The 17,159-nt window shown below is 73.4% G+C and carries 11 protein-coding genes and 1 pseudogene; 3 read left to right on the plus strand and 9 right to left on the minus strand.

Annotation, left to right across the window (positions count from 1 at the left end):
* Positions 1-121: 121 nt before the first annotated feature.
* From aztC to aztB, 3 genes are read right to left on the minus strand one after another with little or no spacing between them, the layout of a single operon-like run.
* On the minus strand, positions 122-1,027 hold the full coding sequence (gene aztC, locus GUY59_RS03180) for a zinc ABC transporter substrate-binding protein AztC (protein WP_201760453.1): 906 nt from the start codon (positions 1,025-1,027) through the stop codon (positions 122-124).
* Entirely contained in the window at positions 1,024-2,181 is a 1,158-nt protein-coding gene (locus GUY59_RS03185) for a PQQ-binding-like beta-propeller repeat protein (RefSeq protein ID WP_138202262.1), read from the minus strand. Before GUY59_RS03185 ends, aztC begins: the two co-directional genes overlap by 4 nt.
* A complete protein-coding gene (aztB, locus tag GUY59_RS03190) occupies positions 2,178-3,020 on the minus strand; it encodes a zinc ABC transporter permease AztB (RefSeq protein WP_138202263.1) in 843 nt (280 codons plus the stop codon). The genes GUY59_RS03185 and aztB overlap by 4 nt, the downstream gene beginning before the upstream one ends.
* Positions 3,021-3,074: 54 nt before the next feature.
* Here aztB and aztA point away from each other — a divergent pair, with 54 nt between their 5' ends.
* Positions 3,075-3,788, plus strand: coding sequence for a zinc ABC transporter ATP-binding protein AztA (gene aztA, locus GUY59_RS03195; protein ID WP_201760459.1), 714 nt, complete (start codon positions 3,075-3,077; stop codon positions 3,786-3,788).
* Between the two features lie 21 nt (positions 3,789-3,809).
* Here the strand turns inward: aztA and GUY59_RS03200 are convergent, their stop codons facing one another.
* Positions 3,810-4,913 (minus strand): WD40/YVTN/BNR-like repeat-containing protein, encoded by a 1,104-nt coding sequence (locus GUY59_RS03200; RefSeq protein ID WP_138202265.1) that lies wholly within the window; start codon positions 4,911-4,913, stop codon positions 3,810-3,812.
* Between the two features lie 133 nt (positions 4,914-5,046).
* Between GUY59_RS03200 and GUY59_RS03205 the strand changes: the two genes are divergently transcribed.
* The gene (locus GUY59_RS03205; RefSeq protein WP_252375027.1) at positions 5,047-6,039 is read left to right on the plus strand and encodes a helix-turn-helix transcriptional regulator; all 993 of its coding nucleotides are present in this window, start codon (positions 5,047-5,049) and stop codon (positions 6,037-6,039) included.
* Between the two features lie 39 nt (positions 6,040-6,078).
* Here the strand turns inward: GUY59_RS03205 and GUY59_RS03210 are convergent, their stop codons facing one another.
* Positions 6,079-9,162, minus strand: a complete 3,084-nt coding sequence (locus GUY59_RS03210; RefSeq protein WP_138202267.1) for an AfsR/SARP family transcriptional regulator — start codon at positions 9,160-9,162, stop codon at positions 6,079-6,081.
* Positions 9,163-9,397: 235 nt separating this feature from the next.
* Between GUY59_RS03210 and GUY59_RS03215 the strand changes: the two genes are divergently transcribed.
* Positions 9,398-9,769 carry a cupin domain-containing protein gene (locus GUY59_RS03215; protein ID WP_132631583.1) on the plus strand — a complete coding sequence of 124 codons (372 nt, stop codon included), beginning with the start codon at positions 9,398-9,400 and terminating at the stop codon, positions 9,767-9,769.
* Positions 9,770-9,803: 34 nt separating this feature from the next.
* Here the strand turns inward: GUY59_RS03215 and GUY59_RS03220 are convergent, their stop codons facing one another.
* The 4 genes and pseudogenes from GUY59_RS03220 to GUY59_RS03235 form a co-directional block, all read right to left on the minus strand.
* Entirely contained in the window at positions 9,804-12,134 is a 2,331-nt protein-coding gene (locus tag GUY59_RS03220) for an XRE family transcriptional regulator (RefSeq protein WP_138202268.1), read from the minus strand.
* Positions 12,135-12,373: 239 nt separating this feature from the next.
* Complete coding sequence (locus GUY59_RS03225; RefSeq protein WP_138202269.1) at positions 12,374-15,622, minus strand: AfsR/SARP family transcriptional regulator; 3,249 nt, start codon at positions 15,620-15,622, stop codon at positions 12,374-12,376.
* A gap of 27 nt (positions 15,623-15,649) precedes the next feature.
* Positions 15,650-15,832 (minus strand): annotated as a pseudogene (locus GUY59_RS51210) (helix-turn-helix domain-containing protein); the annotation flags it as partial.
* Between the two features lie 100 nt (positions 15,833-15,932).
* Positions 15,933-17,132, minus strand: coding sequence for a DUF1266 domain-containing protein (locus tag GUY59_RS03235; protein ID WP_161714356.1), 1,200 nt, complete (start codon positions 17,130-17,132; stop codon positions 15,933-15,935).
* Positions 17,133-17,159 lie beyond the last annotated feature (27 nt).

Raw genomic sequence — 17,159 nt, forward strand, 5'->3', positions numbered from 1 at the left:
CGGCGGCGCCGGGCGCGGGGGCGGGCGGCGCCGTCCCGCAGGCGGCCAGCAGGGCCGCGGTGGCGATCAGCACGGGAACGGATGTCCTGAGGGTCACGATGTGCCTTTCTGTTTCGGGGGATCAGCGGCCGTTGAGGCCGTCGACGATGGCTTTCGTGTTGCTGCGGACCATGTCGAGGTAGGTGGCGGCGCCGGGCGTCCTGCTCAGCGACTCCGAGAACAGGGGCACGACCTCGACCCGTACGCCGGCCTCGGAGGCGAGCGCCCGCGCGAGCCGGTCGGGCTGGGAGGAGTCGGCGAAGATCGCTTTCACCTTCGTGCGCTGGACGGTCCGCTTCAGCGCGTGCAGGTCGGAGGCGCTCGGGGAGGCCAGGGTCGTACCGCTGGGAATCACCGCGCCGACGACCTCGAAGCCGTAGCGCTGCGCGAAATAGCCGAAGACGTGGTGGTTGGTGACGAGCTTGCGGGCGGCGGGCGGGACGGTCGCGACCTGCTCCGCCACCCAGTCGTCGAGTTGTTCGACCCGCTCGCGGTAGGCGCCGGCGGCGGCCCGCACGGCGGCCGGGTCGGCGCCGTCCACGTGCGTGACCACCTGCTCGGCGATCAGGTCGACGGCGTCGGCCATGCGCCGCGGATCGGTCCAGAAGTGGGGGTCGAGCTGGCCGTCGCCGGCGAGGCGCAGCGGATCGAGACCCTCGGCCACGGCCAGCGTGGGCACGCCGGCGTCCGCGGCGGCCCGTACGTTGCGCAGGACACCCTCCTCCAGGCCGAGCCCGTTGTGGACCACCAGGTCGGCGCGTTCGATCAGCGCGGCCTCCTGGGCGGAGACGCCGAACGAGTGCGGGTCGGAGTCGGGCTTCATCAGCACGGTCACCTCGGCCTGCCCGCCCGCGACGGCGCGGGTGACGTCGCCCAGGATGTTGGTGGTGACGACGATCCGGGGCCCGCGCGCGTCCTGGCCGGAGCATCCGGTCAACGCCGCCAGCACGACGGCCACCATCGCGCAGCACGCCCTCATCGCCCTCATCGTCCGGTCTCCGTCATGTGCGCGGGCGCGAAGCCGGGTTCGAACGTGCGGGCACGCCTGAGGCCGTCGTTGTAGTCGATCTCGTGCACGGTGCCGCCCGCGGGGTCGTTGACGTACGCGCGTGCGGTGTCGACCTCGATGGTCGGCGCCCCGGTCAGCGGCGTGCGGAGCAGTTCGGTCCTGGCCCGCTCCTCGCCGGAGCCGGGTTCGTACGCGTGCAGCACCCCCTCCCTGGTCAGGACCAGCACCGGCATCCCGTCCCCAGCGGCGTTGACCGCCACGGCGGGCCCGGTCGTCAGCCGCCGCCACGTCCTGGCGGTGACGTCGAGCACCCAGACGCCCGCGTCGCCGGCCTTCGCCGCGAGGATCGTGCTGCCGGGCCGGTGCCGGAACTCCCTGGCCCGCCGGTCCGCGGACGGCACGCGGGGGTAGGGGATCCGTACGCTGTCGAACCTGCCGTCCTCCTCGGTGACGAGCAGGGCGCCATGGGCGCAGCCGAGGACGGCGCCGCGCCGGGTCACGGCCGCGCCCGCCGCGTCCTCGCACTCGCCGACGACCCGGCCGGGCTCGCCGTCCCGCGTCATGATCCGCACCTCGCCGCCCGCGGCCGCGACCACGTGCTCCGCGTACGGCACCGCCACCGCGGCCGTGAACCTGGCCGTCTCGGCCGGCTCGCCCTTCTCCATGCGGGCGCGGTCGAGCAGCCTGACCGTGCCGTCCGATGAGCGCACGGCGGTCACCGTGGCGTCGCCGTGGATGGTGTACGGGGGCCGCCCGCGCAGGGCGCCGAGGCCGCGGGCCGCCGCACGGTAGTAGTGCACGTGGTCGCCGTGGTCGACGGTCCACGCGCCGGTGTCGACCACGCGGAGCGCCCCCGTGGCGGTGGTGAGGTAGGCGAAGCGGCCGTCGCCGGTGACGTTCTCGACCTGCTCGATGTCGGCGACCGGCGACACCTTGCCGGTGAGCAGGTCGAGCACGTGTACGGCCCCCGCCCGGTCGCCGGCGAGCAGCAGCCGGGACTGCGGCTCCGGCATCTCCTCCGCGCCCGCGACGTAGCCGTGCGGGGTGGGAGTGGGCTCGTGCGGCCGCGGTTGCCGCGCGCATCCGGTCAACAGGACCAGCCCGGCGAGGGCCGCGGCGAGCGGGGCCCTCACGACGCGGCCTCCGTACGGGCCGCGAGCCGCTGTCTGAGCAGGCCGACCACGGCCGAGACGAAGAACAGCCCCACGGCGACGGCGGCGATGGTGGCGCCCGCCGCCGTGGCCGCGTGCCACGAGACGACGAGCCCGGTCACGGTCGAGACGATCCCGAGCAGCGCCGCACCGAGCATGATCGTGACAATGGACCGCGCCCACAGCGCCGCGGCGGCGGCCGGCGCGATGAGCAGCCCGAAGACCAGCAGCGTGCCCACGATGTGGAACGAGGCGACGATGGCGACCGTGACCAGCCCGGTCAGCAGCACCTGAGCCGCACGCGGCCGCAGGCCCAGCGTGTGGGCTTTGCGCGGATCGAACGCGAGCGCGACGAACGCCCGGTGGCCGAGCGCCGCCACCGCGACGGTGAGCGCCAGCGCGGCGCCCAGGCCCGCCAGGTCGTCCCCGCCGACGGCCAGCACGTCACCGAACAGGAACGCGGTCAGGTCGACGGCGAACGACCGGGAGTGGGAGACGACGATCACGCCGAGCGCCAGCATGCCGGCGAACAGCAGGCCGATGGCGGTGTCCTGGGACAGCCGCGGCGACCTGCCGAGCACGCTCACGCCCAGCGCCATCCCGGCGGCGCTGAGCAGGGCGCCGACGAGCACGTTCACCCCGGCCAGCGAGGCGAGCGCCACGCCGAGGAGCATCCCGTGGGACATCGCGTCGCCGAGGAAGGCCATGCCACGTAGCACGACCCATGTCCCGGCGACCGCGCAGATGAGGGAGACCAGGATGCCCGCCCAGAGCGCCTGCCGGACAAATGACACCTGGAAGGGATCAAACAACCATTCCATGGGCAACCACTCTACAATGAAAACCGTTGTCGTTCTCAAGTGGAGGTCACCATGATGCATGGCGTCGCTATCCATGACGTCGTGGCCGGATACGGCCGCAGGGTCGTGCTGAAGGGAATTTCGGCCGGACTGCCCGAGTCGGCGGTGACGGCCGTCGTCGGCCCGAACGGCTCGGGCAAATCCACGCTGCTCGGCGTGCTGGCCGGCGTCGTCGAACCCGCCGGCGGCCGGGTCGAACGCGAGGGGCGCCGCCCTGGATACGTCTTTCAGCGCAGCGCGGCGCCCGACGCCCTGCCACTCACGGTCCGCGACACGGTGGCGATGGGCCGCTGGGCGCTACGCGGGCCGTGGCGGCGGCTGACGGCGGCCGACCGGGCGGTGGTCGACGCCTGCATGTCCCGCCTGGGCATCCTCGACCTGGCCGGGCGGCAACTCGGCGCGCTGTCGGGCGGGCAGCGCCAACGTGCGCTCGTCGCCCAGGGGCTCGCCCAGGAGCCGGGGCTGCTCCTGCTCGACGAGCCCGCGACGGGGCTCGACGTGGAGGCCGCCCGGCTCATCGGCGCCGTGATCGACGAGGAGAGCGCGGCCGGCGTCACGGTGGTTCACGTCACCCACGACCTGGCCGCAGCCATGGCGGCCGGCCACTGTCTCCTGCTCGACGGTGGCCGGCTGGTCGCGCAGGGCCCGCCCGGTGAGGTCCTGACGCCGCAGGCGCTGCGCGGGGTGTTCGGCGGCCGTCCACAGCCGGTGAACCTGCGGGACCGCTGACGGAGGCTCCTCGCGGGACGGTCAGACCTCCTCGGCCAGACCGAGATACATCACGCCGGGGTTTGCGGGGTTGAAGGCGATCGCGGTGACCCGGTCGTAGGCGTTGTGCCGGGTGGCGACGCGGTCGCGCCACGAGTCGTACCGGTAGATGTCGGTGCCGAGCGAGGACCACCCGGTTCCCCACACGAAATAGAGCACGCCCGGGTCCCTCGGGTGGGCGGCGAGCAGCGGCCCGTTGGGGATCGTGATGCCGTCGCCCTGGTCCACGACGGGGATGAAGCGGCGGCCGCCGTCCCACGAGCGGTAGATGTGCCGGCCGCCGGACGGCGCTCCCGCCTCCAACTCGGCGAGGTCGAGCCCCATCACGTACACGACGTTCGGCGAGGCGGGCGAGATCGCGGCGCTGAACACGTTGACCTTCGTACCGGTCGCGCTCAGCCCCCTCGACGTCGTCCAGGTGCGCCCGCCGTTGAAGGTGACGCGGGCGGAGCCCGACGCGCCCAGCACCACGTGGTTGAGGTTGTGCGGGTCGAACACCGCCGTGTAGACGCTGCGCAGGTCGTCCTTCTCCCAGGCGGGCACGCCGACGGACCGCCACGTGCGCCCGCCGTCGCGCGATTCGTGCAACTGCCCGCCGGTGTCGGCCACCCGCAGGCGGTCGCCGTGGCGGCGGTCGGCGCCGAGCCCGGCCAGCCTGGCGGCCGGCGAGGTGAGCGGCGTGACCCCGTCGGGCGTGGCCAGCGAGAGGTGGCCCGCGCGGTCCCACGCGTACGCCCGGTCGCCGCGGGCCGCGCTCAGCTCGACGTTCGAGCCGGGCACCTCGCCCACCGGCTCCCACGTGCAGCCGGCGTCCGACGATCGCGACAGCCGGTTGCCGGCCAGGGAGAGCAGGGTGTCAGGGCGGTCGAGGGTGACCAGGCCGCGGGTGTAGACGACCGGTTCCAGCTTGTTGCTGGTCGGGGTGAGGGTCCTGCCCTCGTCCCGCGTGTACGTCACCGTCCCGTCGCCGGTGACCGTCTCGCAGGAGGGCTGGTGCCAGCGGCCGAAACCGTCGGCCGACGCGGGCGCCGCGGACGACATGACCGCGAGCGCGGCCGTCAACCCGATGGCGAGAGCCTTCTTCAAAGCTGCCTCCCTGGCAGGCATGGGTGCGGAACGGCGAAAGGTGCATGTCCGTCCTACCGGGCGCGGATCGTCGAGGCCAGCTCAACGATTGGCAGCTTTGCGACATTTCATGAATATGACATGCTTAAGGATCGTGGACCCGCATGACAACGCGCTGTCGGCCGTCGGTGTCGACGCCGCGGACGAGCAAATATACCGCGACCTGCTGCGCCGGCCCCGCGCGACCCTGCACGAGCTGGCCGCGCACACCGGGCGCACCACAGTGGCGCTGCGCCGCGCGTTCGCCCGGCTCGAGGCGCTGGGTCTGGTCAGCCGCATGGCGGGACGCCCGGTGCGGTTCCTCGCGACGCGGCCGGACGTGGCGGTGTCCGCCCTCATCTCGCGCAGGGAGGAAGGGCTGGCGCAGGCGCGGCTGGCGGCCCTGGCCATGCTCGCCGAGACCCCGCGTACGGAGAACAACTCACCCGAGGAGCTCGTCGAGGTCGTCCAGGGCCGGGCGGCCGTGGTCCAGCGGTTCACGCAGCTGCAGCAGGCGGCGACCGAGGAGGTCCTGGTGCTGGACCGGCCGCCGTACGCGCAGGACCCCGGCGAGCAGAACGTCGCCGAGTTGGAGCGCCTCGCGCACGGCGTGGTGGTCCGCGGCATCTACGACGCCTCCGCCCTGGAGATCCCCGGCAAGCTGCGCCTCGCCCAGGAGTCGGTGGCCGCCGGCGAGCAGGCCAGGGTCAGCCCCGAGGTGCCGATGAAGCTGGCCGTCGCCGATCGCCGGACCGCGATCCTGCCGCTGAGCACCGACGAGTCCTCCCACGCCGACAGCGCGGTCATCGTGCACTCCTCGACACTGCTCGACGCGCTGGTCGCCCTGTTCGAGGTGCTGTGGAGGTCGGCGCTGCCCCTGCCGGCCCGTCCGCACGACGCCGGGGAAACGGCGGACCTTCCTGACCCCGAACTGTTCACGCTGCTGGCCGCGGGGCTCAAGGACGAGGCCGTGGCCCGCCAGCTCGGGGTGAGCCTGCGTACGGTGCACCGGCGGGTCAGCGAGATGATGGAGCGGCTCGGCGCGCGCACCCGGTTCCAGGCGGGGCTGCTCGCCGCCCGGCGCGGCTGGTGGGGCGAGGACACGTAGGGGCGCGGCCGGCTCCGGATCGCGGCGCTCAGACCGTGCTCAGACCATGACGGTGAGCGCCGCCTTGACCGCCTCTTCGTGCCAGCCCGTGGCGCCGATGCCGGCGAAGACGTCGGCGGCCTGCCGGAAGCAGCCCATGCTCTCCTCGCCCCCGATGTGCCCGAGCGAGAGCAGGACGCGGCCCTCGATCATCCTGTCACCCACCTGCCGGGCGATCCGCAACGCCCGGTGCAGGTCATCGGCGGCGGCCGGATCCCCGCAGTCGTGCCGCGCCTCGCCCAGCGCGTGCAGCGAGTACGCCTGGCCCACGACGTCGTGCAGGCCGATCGCGATGGCCAGCGCCTGCTCGCCGTCCCTGACGGCCTCGGCGTACAGGCCCTGGCGGCGGCGGACCTCCGCCCTGCGCTTGAGCAACTGGGCCTCGTTCACGCTGGGGATCTCGCCGATGGCCAGCGCCCGATCCAGCAACCGTGCGGCCTCCTCCAGCCGGTCCTCCAGCATGTGCACGTGCGACAGAAAGCCCAGGGCGTGCGCCAGGGCGGCGTTGTCGCCGAACTGCTCGAACATCTCGATGGCACGTTCGATCTCCGCCCTGCCCTTGTCGAGATCCCCCTGCATGAGATGCACGCTGCCGAGGTGACGGAGCACGATGGCCCGACTGGGCCCGTCGTCGAGCTGCTCGAAGAGGTCGAGCGCCTCGCACAGGAACCCGGCGGCCTGCGGGAGCCGCCGCAGGACGAGACTGAGCGAGCCGACGGAGTACAACATGGCGGCCTGGCCGGGCAGGTGGGAGGCGGCCCGGCAGGCTTCGAGGGCCCTGGTCGCGCACGCCTGCCAGTCCGCGAAATAGGCGCGGGACTCGAAGAGGTGCACGTAGCTGGCCACGAGGTCGCGGCTCAGATCGGCGAGCCCCAGATCCGCGCACTGTGACACCGCGGCGACGAGCGTGAGCCGCTCGCTCTCCAGCCACGCCGGCGGGTCGCTCAGCAACGCCGCCCAGGTCGCCTCGTCGGGCAGCCAGCGTGGCGCGTCACCGGTCGGGACCCAGGGGTACCGGGTGCCGTAGCGGATCTCGCGCGCCCGCTCCGCCAGGCCGAGCAGCCCGCTGAACGCGCGGCACAGCGCGGCCGACACGGCGTCGCGCGGTCCCTCGGCCTCGGCCTGCTCGCGGGCGAACAGCCGGATCAGATCATGGAACCGGTAACGCGGCTGGCCGGCCCCGTCGCTCCCGAGCGGTTGCAACAACTGCGCGTCCACCAGCTGTTCGAGCAACTGCTCCGACTCCTGGACCGACGTGTCCAGCAGCGCCGCCGCCAGCCAGGGCGCGAACCCGGACGGGGCGTCCACCATCGCGAGCCAGCGGAAGGCCAGAGCGGCGCGCGCCGACAACTCCCGGCAGGACAGCTCGATGCTCGCCCTGACCTCGAAGTCGCCGCGGCTGAGATGGTCCAGTCGGTTGTGCTCGCAGGCCAGCCGCTCACCCATCTCGGCCAGCGACCACTGCGGCCGCGCCGTCAGCTTCGCCGCCGCGATGCGCAGCGGCAGCGGCGACCTGTCGCACAACTCCGCCAGCCGGGTCGCCGCGCTCTGCTCGGCCGACACCCGCTCGGTCCCCACCACCCGTTCGAGCAGTTCGACCGACTCCTCCTCGGTGAGGACGTCCAACGGCACCTGCAGCGCGCCGTGACTCACGGTCAGCCCCTCCAACCGGCGCCGCGAGGTGACCACCACGCAGCAGCCGGGCGTACCGGGCAGCAGCGGGCGTACCTGCGCGGCCGACGCCGCGTTGTCCAGCACGACCAGCACCCGCTTGCCGCTCACGGCGCTGCGGAACATCGCGGTCCGCTCCTCCAGCGCGGACGGGACATCCCGCCCCGGCACCCCGAGCGCGCGCAGGAACCGCTCCAGTACGGCCGACGGTTCCGCCGACCTCCGGTCGCGGTCGTAGCCGTGCAGGTTCGTGTACAGCTGACCGTCGGGGAACCGGCCGGCCACCTCATGGGCCCACCGCAGGACGAGCGAGGTCTTGCCCACGCCGGCGGCTCCGCTGATCACGGCCACCGGCAGGCCTTCCCCGCCCGTCCGCGTCAACCGGTCGAGCATCCGGAGTTGCGACGTACGGCCCACGAACGCGGACACGGCGGGTGGCAACTGCGCCGGCCGCACCATCAGCAGCGGAGCGGGCCGCCCGGCCGGCTTTGTACCGTTCGTGCCCGGAGGTGCGGCGGAGGAGGCGCGAACGGGCGTGCCGGCGTGTGCGGTGGTGACCGCGCTGGACGGCACGGTGGCCGGAACGGGCGGTGTGGTGGCCGGGCCAGGTGGCGCAGTAGACGGGCTGGGCGGAGTGGTGGGTGCGTGCCGGGGCGGGGTCTCGGCGACGGGCGGGCCGGCCAGGATCGCCTGCAGGAGGTCGCGCAGCGCCTGTCCGGGCTCCAGGCCGAGCTCGTCCAGCAGGAGCCTGCGCCCCTGCCGGTACGTCTCCAGCGCGTCGGCCTGCCTCCCCGAGCGCCACAGCGCCAGCATCAGCCGTTCGCGCAGCCCTTCGCGCAGCGGGTGCTCCTGCACCAGCACGGACAGCCGGGCCACGGCCTCGCGGGTACGGCTGCAGGCCAGCTCCGCGTCGGCCCACTCCTCGGCGATGTCGAGCCGGGCGTTCTCCAGGCCGCGCGCGGCGGCGGCGATCTCGGTGGTGTCGATCTCGGACAACACCGGCCCCCGCCACAGGTCGAGCGCCCGCGCCAGCGCGGCCGACGCCTCCTCGGGCCGTTCCGCGCGCCGGGCGGCGGTGGCCTGCTGCCGTGCCTCGTGCGCGTCCAGCCACACGCCGTCGGTGAGCAGGCGGTAGCCGACCCGCTCGGTGACGATCAGCTCCGTGTCGCGGCCGGCGGCCTTGACGGCCTTGCGCAGCGCGTGGATGTGGATCGCGATCTGGTTGCGTGCCGATCCCGGCAGTTGTTCTCCCCAGACCGCCGACACCAGCCGGTCGAGCGGCACGATGCGCCCGGCGTCGAGCAGCAGGGCGGCGAGCAGTGAGCGAGGCCGCGGGCCGCCCAGCCTGACCGGACGCCCCAGGCAGCTCGCCTCCAGCGGCCCGAGGATCCGGAACTCCATCGGTGTTGTCATGTCATCCCCGTCTTACCGTTCGATTGCCTGCTCCCCCTAGCGATCGGGCCCCTTGTCTGAATCGCTCCGATAGTGCGTGTAAAGCCCGTGCCCTTAGCCTTGCACCTCGGCCCCGTCCGCCGTACCCGTTACGTAACAGGGAGGCAGCGAAGCGCAGGACCGGCGGTGAGGTTTAGCGGGCCCCGCGATCAGGCAGGAGAAGGGCCCGTACGAACCCCTAGAGCAGGAGCTGACCGTGCACCATTTCACGATCGCGACCGTCGCCGAGGAGAGTGCCGACTTCCGCCGCGTGTTGTGGACGGGGGAGAAGAGCCAGCTGGTGATCATGACGATCCCGCCGGGCGGTGAGATCGGTGACGAGGTCCACGAGGGCATCGACCAGATCCTGACGTTCGTCTCAGGCGTGGGCGAGGCTCGGGTGGGCGGCGAGACGAGGGAGGTACGGCAGGGCGACCTGGTGGCCGTCCCCGCCGGGACCCGGCACAACTTCGTCAACACCGGTGTGAACCCGCTGGTCCTCTACACGGTGTACGGCCCGCCGGAGCACGCTGACGGGGCCGTGCACAGGACCAAGGAGGAGGCCGACCGGGCCGAGCACTCCGCCTGACCCGCGCCCCTGACCGGGCGAGGTGGTGGGGCGGTCACCCCGAGCTCCGCCGGAGTTCACGCAGTTCCCGCAGCTCGGCCCAGGCGTCCGCGGCCTTGGCGTCGCCGAGTTCGGTGAACATGTCGAACGCCTGCCGCCAGGCGACCTCGGCCGCCGCCGCGTCGTCGCCGGCGCGGTAGGCGAAGCCGAGGTTGAGCTGGGCCGCCGCCTCCCCTCGCGCGCTCCTGATCGAGCGGGCGATCGCGATGGCGTCCAGGTGGTGCCTGATGGCGCCGGCGTGGTCGCCGGAGGCGGCGTGGGCGCGGCCCAGGTTGGTCAGGTTGGTGGCCTGGACGAAGAGCGCTCCGCTGTCGCGGTTGATGTCGAGCGCCTGGCGCCAGCACTCGATCGCGGCGGCGTAGTCGCCCAGGCCGAAATGGGCCTCGCCGAGCGTGTCGAGGACGTGGGCCCGTCCGCGCTCGTATCCGGCCTCCGCGCCCAGGGCGAGGGCCTCCTCGCACCGCTTCTTGGCGGTGCGGTAGTCCTGCCGGTCGATGGACACCATGGCCAGGTTGCCCATCACCTTCGCCTCGCCGCGCCGGTCGCCGCACTCGCGGAACGCGCGTGTCGCCCGGCGGTAGCAGCGGCTTCCCTCCTCGTACAGCAGGAGCTCGACGCAGGTGTTCCCCATGGCGCTGAGCAGGTGGCCCGCCAGCCGGGGATCGCCGATCAGCGGTACGGCCCTCATGGCGGCTCTGTGGCTGTCGAGCAGCTCGTGGTAACGCTTGTAGTGGGCCAGGAAACTCTCCATCAGGTAGGCGATCTGGCACGCTTCGAGCGGGGCGTCGTTGGCGCACGCCCACGCGGGCAGCGCGGTGAGCGTCTGATGTTCCAGCTCGCACCAGTGCAGGGCGGTCGGCACGTCGGGGAAGCCGACGGGTTCCAGGGGGGCCTCCAGCTCGGCCGGTCGCACCATCGGGGCGCGCATGCGGTCGGGCGCGAAGGCGGTGTCGGCGGCGTACAGGCAGTGGATGAACCACGTGAGCAGCCGCGCGACCGCCGCCTGGCGGGCCGGGGGCGGGTCGAGGCGGCGGCTTTCGCTCTCGGCGTAGGCGCGCACCAGGTCGTGCACGTGGTAGCGGTCGCGGCCCTGCTGCTCGACGAGGTGGGTCGACACCAGCCGGTCGAGGTGGCGGCGCGTCAGCCGCGCGGGCAGCCCCGACAGGGCGCTCGCCGCCGCCAGGCCGAAGTCGACGCCGGGGTAGAGCCCGGCCACCGCGCGCAGCACCCAGTGGGTGTCCTGGTCGAGGTGCCGGCAGGACCAGGACAGCACCGTACGCAGGTCGGAGTAGGCGTCGTCGCCGCCGTGGAAGGATTCGAGTCGTTCGTGGTCGACGGCGATCTCGTCGGCGATCTCCGACAGCGGGATCTCCGGCTGCCTGGCGATGCGCTCGGCGATGATGCGCAGCGCGAGCGGCGAGTGGTCGCACAACCTGGCCAGCTCCCGCACGACGGAGTCCTCTCCGGTGATCGTGGCCCGGCCCGAGACGCCGCCGAGCAGCGCCACCGACTCCCTCAGGTCGAGCGGGGGCAGGCAGACGCGGACGGTGGCGTCCCTGGCGGCCAGGCTGCGCAGCTGGTCGCGGCTGGTGACCACGACGACGCAGCCGGCGGCGGGCAGCAGCGGGCGCACCTGTTCGCTGCTCAGAGCGTTGTCCAGCAGGACGAGCAGCCGGCGGTCGGCCGTACGGGTGCGGAACAGCGCCGAGGCGGCGGCCGGCTCTCCCGGGATCTCCTCGGCGGGCACGCCCAGCCCGCGCAGCAGCAGGTTGAGCGCGCTGAGCGGTTCCAGCGGGTCGAGTGTCCCGAAGCCTCTGAGGTTGAGGTAGAGCTGCCCGTCGGGGAACGTGTCCGCGACCGTCGTGCACCAGTGGACGGCCAGCGTGGTCTTGCCGATGCCCGCGCTGCCGACGATGAGCAGCACTTTGGGATCGGACTCCGCCGGTGATCCGTCGCCGGCGAGGACGTCGTCCAGGGTGTCCAGTTCCCTGCGCCGGCCGACGAAGTGCGCGGCTTTGGGCGGCAGTTGCCGCGGCACGGTCACCGCGGGAGGCGGCGCGTCCCCGGTGGAGGCGGCGGGCCGGCTCCGGCGGGCCGCCTCGCACAACCGCGCCTGCTCGCCCTCGCCGAGGCCCAGCGCCTCGGCGAGCAGGTGCACGGACGTGCCGCGCGGACGCTGCGGCGCGTCCAGCTCCAGGCGGCGGATGGTACGCACGTTCAGGCCCGTGCGCTCGGCCAGTTGCTCCTGGGTCAGCAGCGCGCGCTCGCGCCAGGCGCGCAGCAGCGTCCCGAAGGTCATGGAGGCCTCGCGCAGTCCCGTCGGCATCACCCCGTCTCCGGCCGGTCACGACCAAGGCGCGACATCGAGTCTCGCAGCTTCATGGCAAGTGTCCTTTTGCGATGCGTACAGGCACGTGAGGTACGACAGGTCGTGACGCTACCCAGCCCGGCTTGACGAGATGTTGACCCGCGGGGGAGGCCGGCGCCCGGGTTCGCGCCGCACCGTCGCCGCAGCTCAGGGCGGATGCGCGAGCTCCGGTGAACTAGCAGGCGGTCGGTTCGCGATCATCCGGTTCTGCCGCTCCGGTGCCGCTCCGGGCGGCGCAGCAACGACTTGAGACCCTCCGCCTCCGGCCTGCCCATCCCGCGGTACAAGCCGAACGCACCCCTCCAGTACGGCAGCGCCTCGTCGGCCCCGTCCCTGTCGCGGACGAGCGAGCCGATGAGCGACAGCATGTGCGCCTCGCCCAGGGCGTGCCCGGTCAGCCGGTACACCGCCAGCGCCTTGCCCGCGTCGTCGAGAGCCTGCCGCGCGTCGCCGAGCGCGTGCCCGGCGACTGCCATCGCGGCCCACGACCGCCCCTCCAGCAGCCGGAACCCGTCCGCCGACGCGGCGGCGAGCGCGGGGCGGGCCGCTTTCAGCGCGTCGGCGGGCCGCCCCGCGTCCTGGTAAGCCGCCGCGAGGCCGAGCCACGCGCTCACCCGCGGAGCCCGGAAGGCACTGTCGGCGGTCAGCTCCAGCGCATGCCCGCACAGGTCGAGCGCCTGCCGGTGGTCTCCCATCGCCAGCCGCACACCGGCCAGGGTGATGCACGTGTCGGCCTCCAGGGGGCGGTGCCCGATGGCGCAGGCCAGGCCGTAGGCGGCCACGGCGGCGTCCACGGCCGCGTCGAGGCGGCCCGCGTCGCGGTGCACGGCGGCAATGGTGCACAGGAAGTACGCCTGGTCGAACCGGTTCTGGCCGCGTTCGAGCAGGCCGAGCGCGGTGTCGAGGCGCTGCGAGGCCGGGTTCGACCGGCTCAGCTCGTGGTAGGTGATGCCGAGGTTGCCGAGCGCCTGGGCCTGCCCGAGCCGCGAGCCCAGCCTGCGGTACGCGGCCAGCGCACGCGACTGGTAGGTGGCCGCGGACCTGAGCCGGCCGAGGTGCCGCTGCACGACGCCGAGGTGCAGCAGGGCCGCCGCCTGCCCGGCGGGCCTGCCGGTCCGCTGGAACAACGCCAGCGCGTCGGTGAGCAGGTCGGCGCTGTCCTGCGGGGCGCCCAGCCACCAGCGCGCCAGGCCCAGCTCGTAGAGGATCTCCGCGGTCCCGTCGGACCATCCCGACCGGCGGGCCAGTTCGAGGGCCGTCGTGTAGTGCCGGACGGCCTGCGCGTACTGCTCGCCGGCCTGGTGCGCGGTGCCGAGGCCGAGATGGCAGGCCGCCTGGGCGCGCAGGTCGCCCGCGCCCGCGGCCGCCGCCAGCCCGCTGCGTACGGTCGTGCCCCAGCCGGGTGCCGGCCACCGGATCCAGAAATATCCCCGCAGGGTGTCGGCGAGCAGCCACGCCGCCGACCGTGGCCCGTGCGCGGCGGCGTACCGGACGGCGGCCACCAGGTTGTCCTGTTCCCGTTCCATCCAGGCCACCGCCTCGGCCTCGTCGGCGAACGTCGCGGCCGTGGCCGGACGCGGGCCGGTCGGCAGGCGTACCTTGCCGGGGTAGAGCAGGCCCGCGGCGGCGTCGGCGGTGTGCACGTACCAGTCCATGAGCCTGGCGAGGGCCGCGCCGGCGTCCTCGTCGAGGGGCTGCTCGCGGGCGTACAGGCGCAGCAGGTCGTGCAGGCCGTACCAGCCTGATCCGCGCTTCTCCACCAGGTGCGCGCTGACGAGGAGATGGAGCAGGCTCTCGGCCTGGTCGGACGGGAGGTCCGCGAGCGCGGCGGCGGCGTCGGCGCGTACGCCGGTGCCGGGCACGTGGCCCAGCAGCCGGAACAACCGGCGCGCGGCGGCGGGCAGGTCGCGGTAGGAGTGGTCGAAGGCGATCCTGACGCACGCCTGCGGATCGCCTGCCACGGCCAGGCCGGTGAGCAGGCCGGCGGAGGAGAGCCCGTCGAGGTAGCCGCCGATCGACTGCTCGGGGTGCTCGGCCAGGGTGGCCGCGGCGATCCGCAGGGCGAGCGGCAGCCGCCCGCACGCCTGCACGAGCCGGGCGGCGGCCGCGCTCTCGACGTCGTCACCGTCGCGGTCGAGCACGCGCGTCAGCAGCGCGAGGCCGTCCTCCTGGGTGAGCGGCTCCACGTCGAGCCGGCGCGCGCCGTGCGTGACGATCAGGCCGGTCAGGTGGTCACGGCTGGTCACCAGCACCAGGCTGCCGGTATGTCCGGGCAGCAGCGGGCGCACCTGCTCGGCGTCGCGGGCGTTGTCGAGCAACACCAGCAGGCGCCGGTCGTGCAGCAGCGTACGGTAGAGCGCGGCGGCCTCGTCCACCTCGATCGGCACCTGTTCGGGGGGCACCCCGAGCGCGCCGAGCACGCCCGCGAGCGCCTGGCCGGGCTCCAGCGGCGACGCCTGGTCGTAGCCGCGCAGGTTCACGTGCAGGTGCCCGTCGGGGAAGCGGCCGGCGATCCGGTGGGCCCAGTGCAGGGCCAACGCCGTCTTGCCCACCCCCGGCATTCCCGTGACGACCACGACGGGCTCGCCGGCTCGCAGCAGCCCGTCGAGGCAGGCCAGCTCCTTGGCGCGGCCGGCGAACCTGGCGGCGTCGGGCGGGAGCTGCGCGGGCTGCCACCACGAGGGGGCGCCGTGTTCCCGGCGCGGAACGGTGCCGTGCAGGACCCGGGCCTGCGCCTCCCGCAGCAGGTAGCCCGGCTCGATGCCGAGCTCGTCCACCAGCCGGGCGCGGATCTCGTCGAAGACGGCCAGCGCGGCCGCCTGCTGCCCGCCGCCGGACAGCGCGAGCATCAACTGGGCGTGCAGGCCCTCGTGCAGGGGCTCGGCGGCCGTTCCCGCGCGCAGCGAGTCCGCCGCGCGTGCGTACGCGCCCGTGCTCATGGCCAGCTCGGCGTGGGAGATGACCGTCTGCAGCCACCTCCCCTTGGCGGCGACCGCGGCGGGATGGTGGTGCAGCGCGGTCGGCAGGTCGGCCAGCGGCCGCCCGCCCCAGCACGACAGGGCCTCGTCGAGCAGGTCGAGCGCGTCGGCGCCGTCGGCCTGGCCCGCCTGTCGTACCAGGTCGTCGAAGCGGACCAGGTCGAGCCGGACGTTGTCGGCCGACAGCCGGTAGCCGTCGCGCACGCCGATGAGGACCTTCGCCGCCGACGGCCGGGGCAGGCCCGGCTCCATGAGCCTGCGCAGGCGGGCGACGTGCGTGTGGATGAGCCGCCGGCCGGACGCCGGCGGGTCGGGCCCCCACAACACCTCGGCGATCTCGTCGTAGCCCACCGTCGTGCCCGGCTGCAACGCCAGAAGCCCCAGCAGGGAACGTTGTTTCGCCGACCCCGGCGCCAGCCACCTGCCGCCGACCCGGATCCGGAACCGGCTCAGCACCTCCAGCTCCACGGGCTCTCCGGCCCTCGGCGGCTCCAGCCCCACCGCGCCGGCCAGCCGCCGGGCGGACGCCGGTTGCGGGCTGGCCCGGCCCAGCTCGATGTCGCGGATCGCGCGGACGCTGACGCCGGCCCGCCGGGCGAGCTCCGCCTGCGTCAGCCCGGCTCGTGTCCTGGCGTCGCGCAGTACCGCCCCGAACGTCGCGATGGTCGCCGCTTCCAGGAGAGGATCTCCTTCAGCCTCGGTTTTCCTCCAGCTTCATGCATGGAACGGGGACAAGGCCAGGCTCACGACCGGACGTACACCGGACATTTCCGGGGAGCTAACGGGGAGCGTCGAGAGCGAACGGGATGTTCCGCCACGGGCTGCCGGAATCCTGGGTGAGGATGCGGTGCGGGGTGAGCGCGGACTCGTACATGTGGCCGAACGCCTCCTCGTCGAAGCGCAGCACCCGCCCCAGGATGTAACCGGCGGAGAACGACTCCCACGTCCCGTACACCTGCCGGGTCAGCTCGCCGGCCTTGATCACCACCTGCTCCACTTCGTACGGCTCCGCGAACCTGGCGCTGAGTCCCCAGCGGGCGAAGTTGACCGCGCGGCCGAAGTCGTAGCCGAGGGCCGAGGTCACGTACCCGTCGGGCGGCAGGATGCCGTCGGCGCGGAAGCGGTCCTCGTAGCGTGCGATCCGGCCGATCAGCTGCATCATGGCGTCGATGCCGGGAGGGCCCATGCCCTTCTGGGCCAGCACGCTCGCCGCCGCCTGCTGCCACATCGACGGGTCGCGCTGCGAGCCGGGGTACTGGCGGGCCAGGTCGTCTCTCACCTGGAGCAGGAACTCCGGCTCGATCGGGCTGTTGCGGCCCTCCAGGAGGGCGGTGACCTGCGTCTGCCAGCCGGCCCTGCCGGTGACGCCCCAGGACTCGCGCAGAGTCTCAACGTCGCCCTCGTAGTGGCTGTAGACGTCGCCGACCTCGTTCCAGATCACCCCGTTGTGCACGGAGAGGTGCCCGCCGCAGGCCAGCCCGTGGGCGAGCGGCCCGTGCAGGGGACCGGTGTACCTGGTGAGCAGCTGGTCGGCGTCGTGCCCGCGCTTCGGGACACTCTTCCTGAGCGACTTCCAGTGCCGGCGCTTGCGCTTGGCGTCGGGGAAGTACGTCCCTGACGGGCTTCCCGGGTTGACCAGCATCCCCTGCAGCTCGCCGCCCCACCATTCCTCGGGCGGGAAGGGCAGCGTGACCTCGCAGGCGACGGCGTCGTGCCGCCTTGGGGGCAGCTCGCCCCGGGTGTAGACGACCAGGCACTCCTTGCCCTCGGGGCCCTGCTCGGGCAGCCAGTTGATCACCAGCTTGCGGTTGTCGACCCGGTCCTTGGGCTTGTAGGAGAACGTGTCGACGCCGAGCAGGACGCTGACGTAGGCGTCCCAGTCGCCGCGCGACTTGGCCTCGAACAAGGCCCGTTCGACATCGGTCGGCGCCACCCAGGTCGCCCCCTGGCCCGCCGGGTTATTGATCGGCATTCCCATGCGGGCAAACATTAGTGAATGAAAGCC

It is taken from the genome of Nonomuraea sp. K271 (genome assembly GCF_009908215.1).
Taxonomy (GTDB): Bacteria; Actinomycetota; Actinomycetes; order Streptosporangiales; family Streptosporangiaceae; genus Nonomuraea; species Nonomuraea longispora.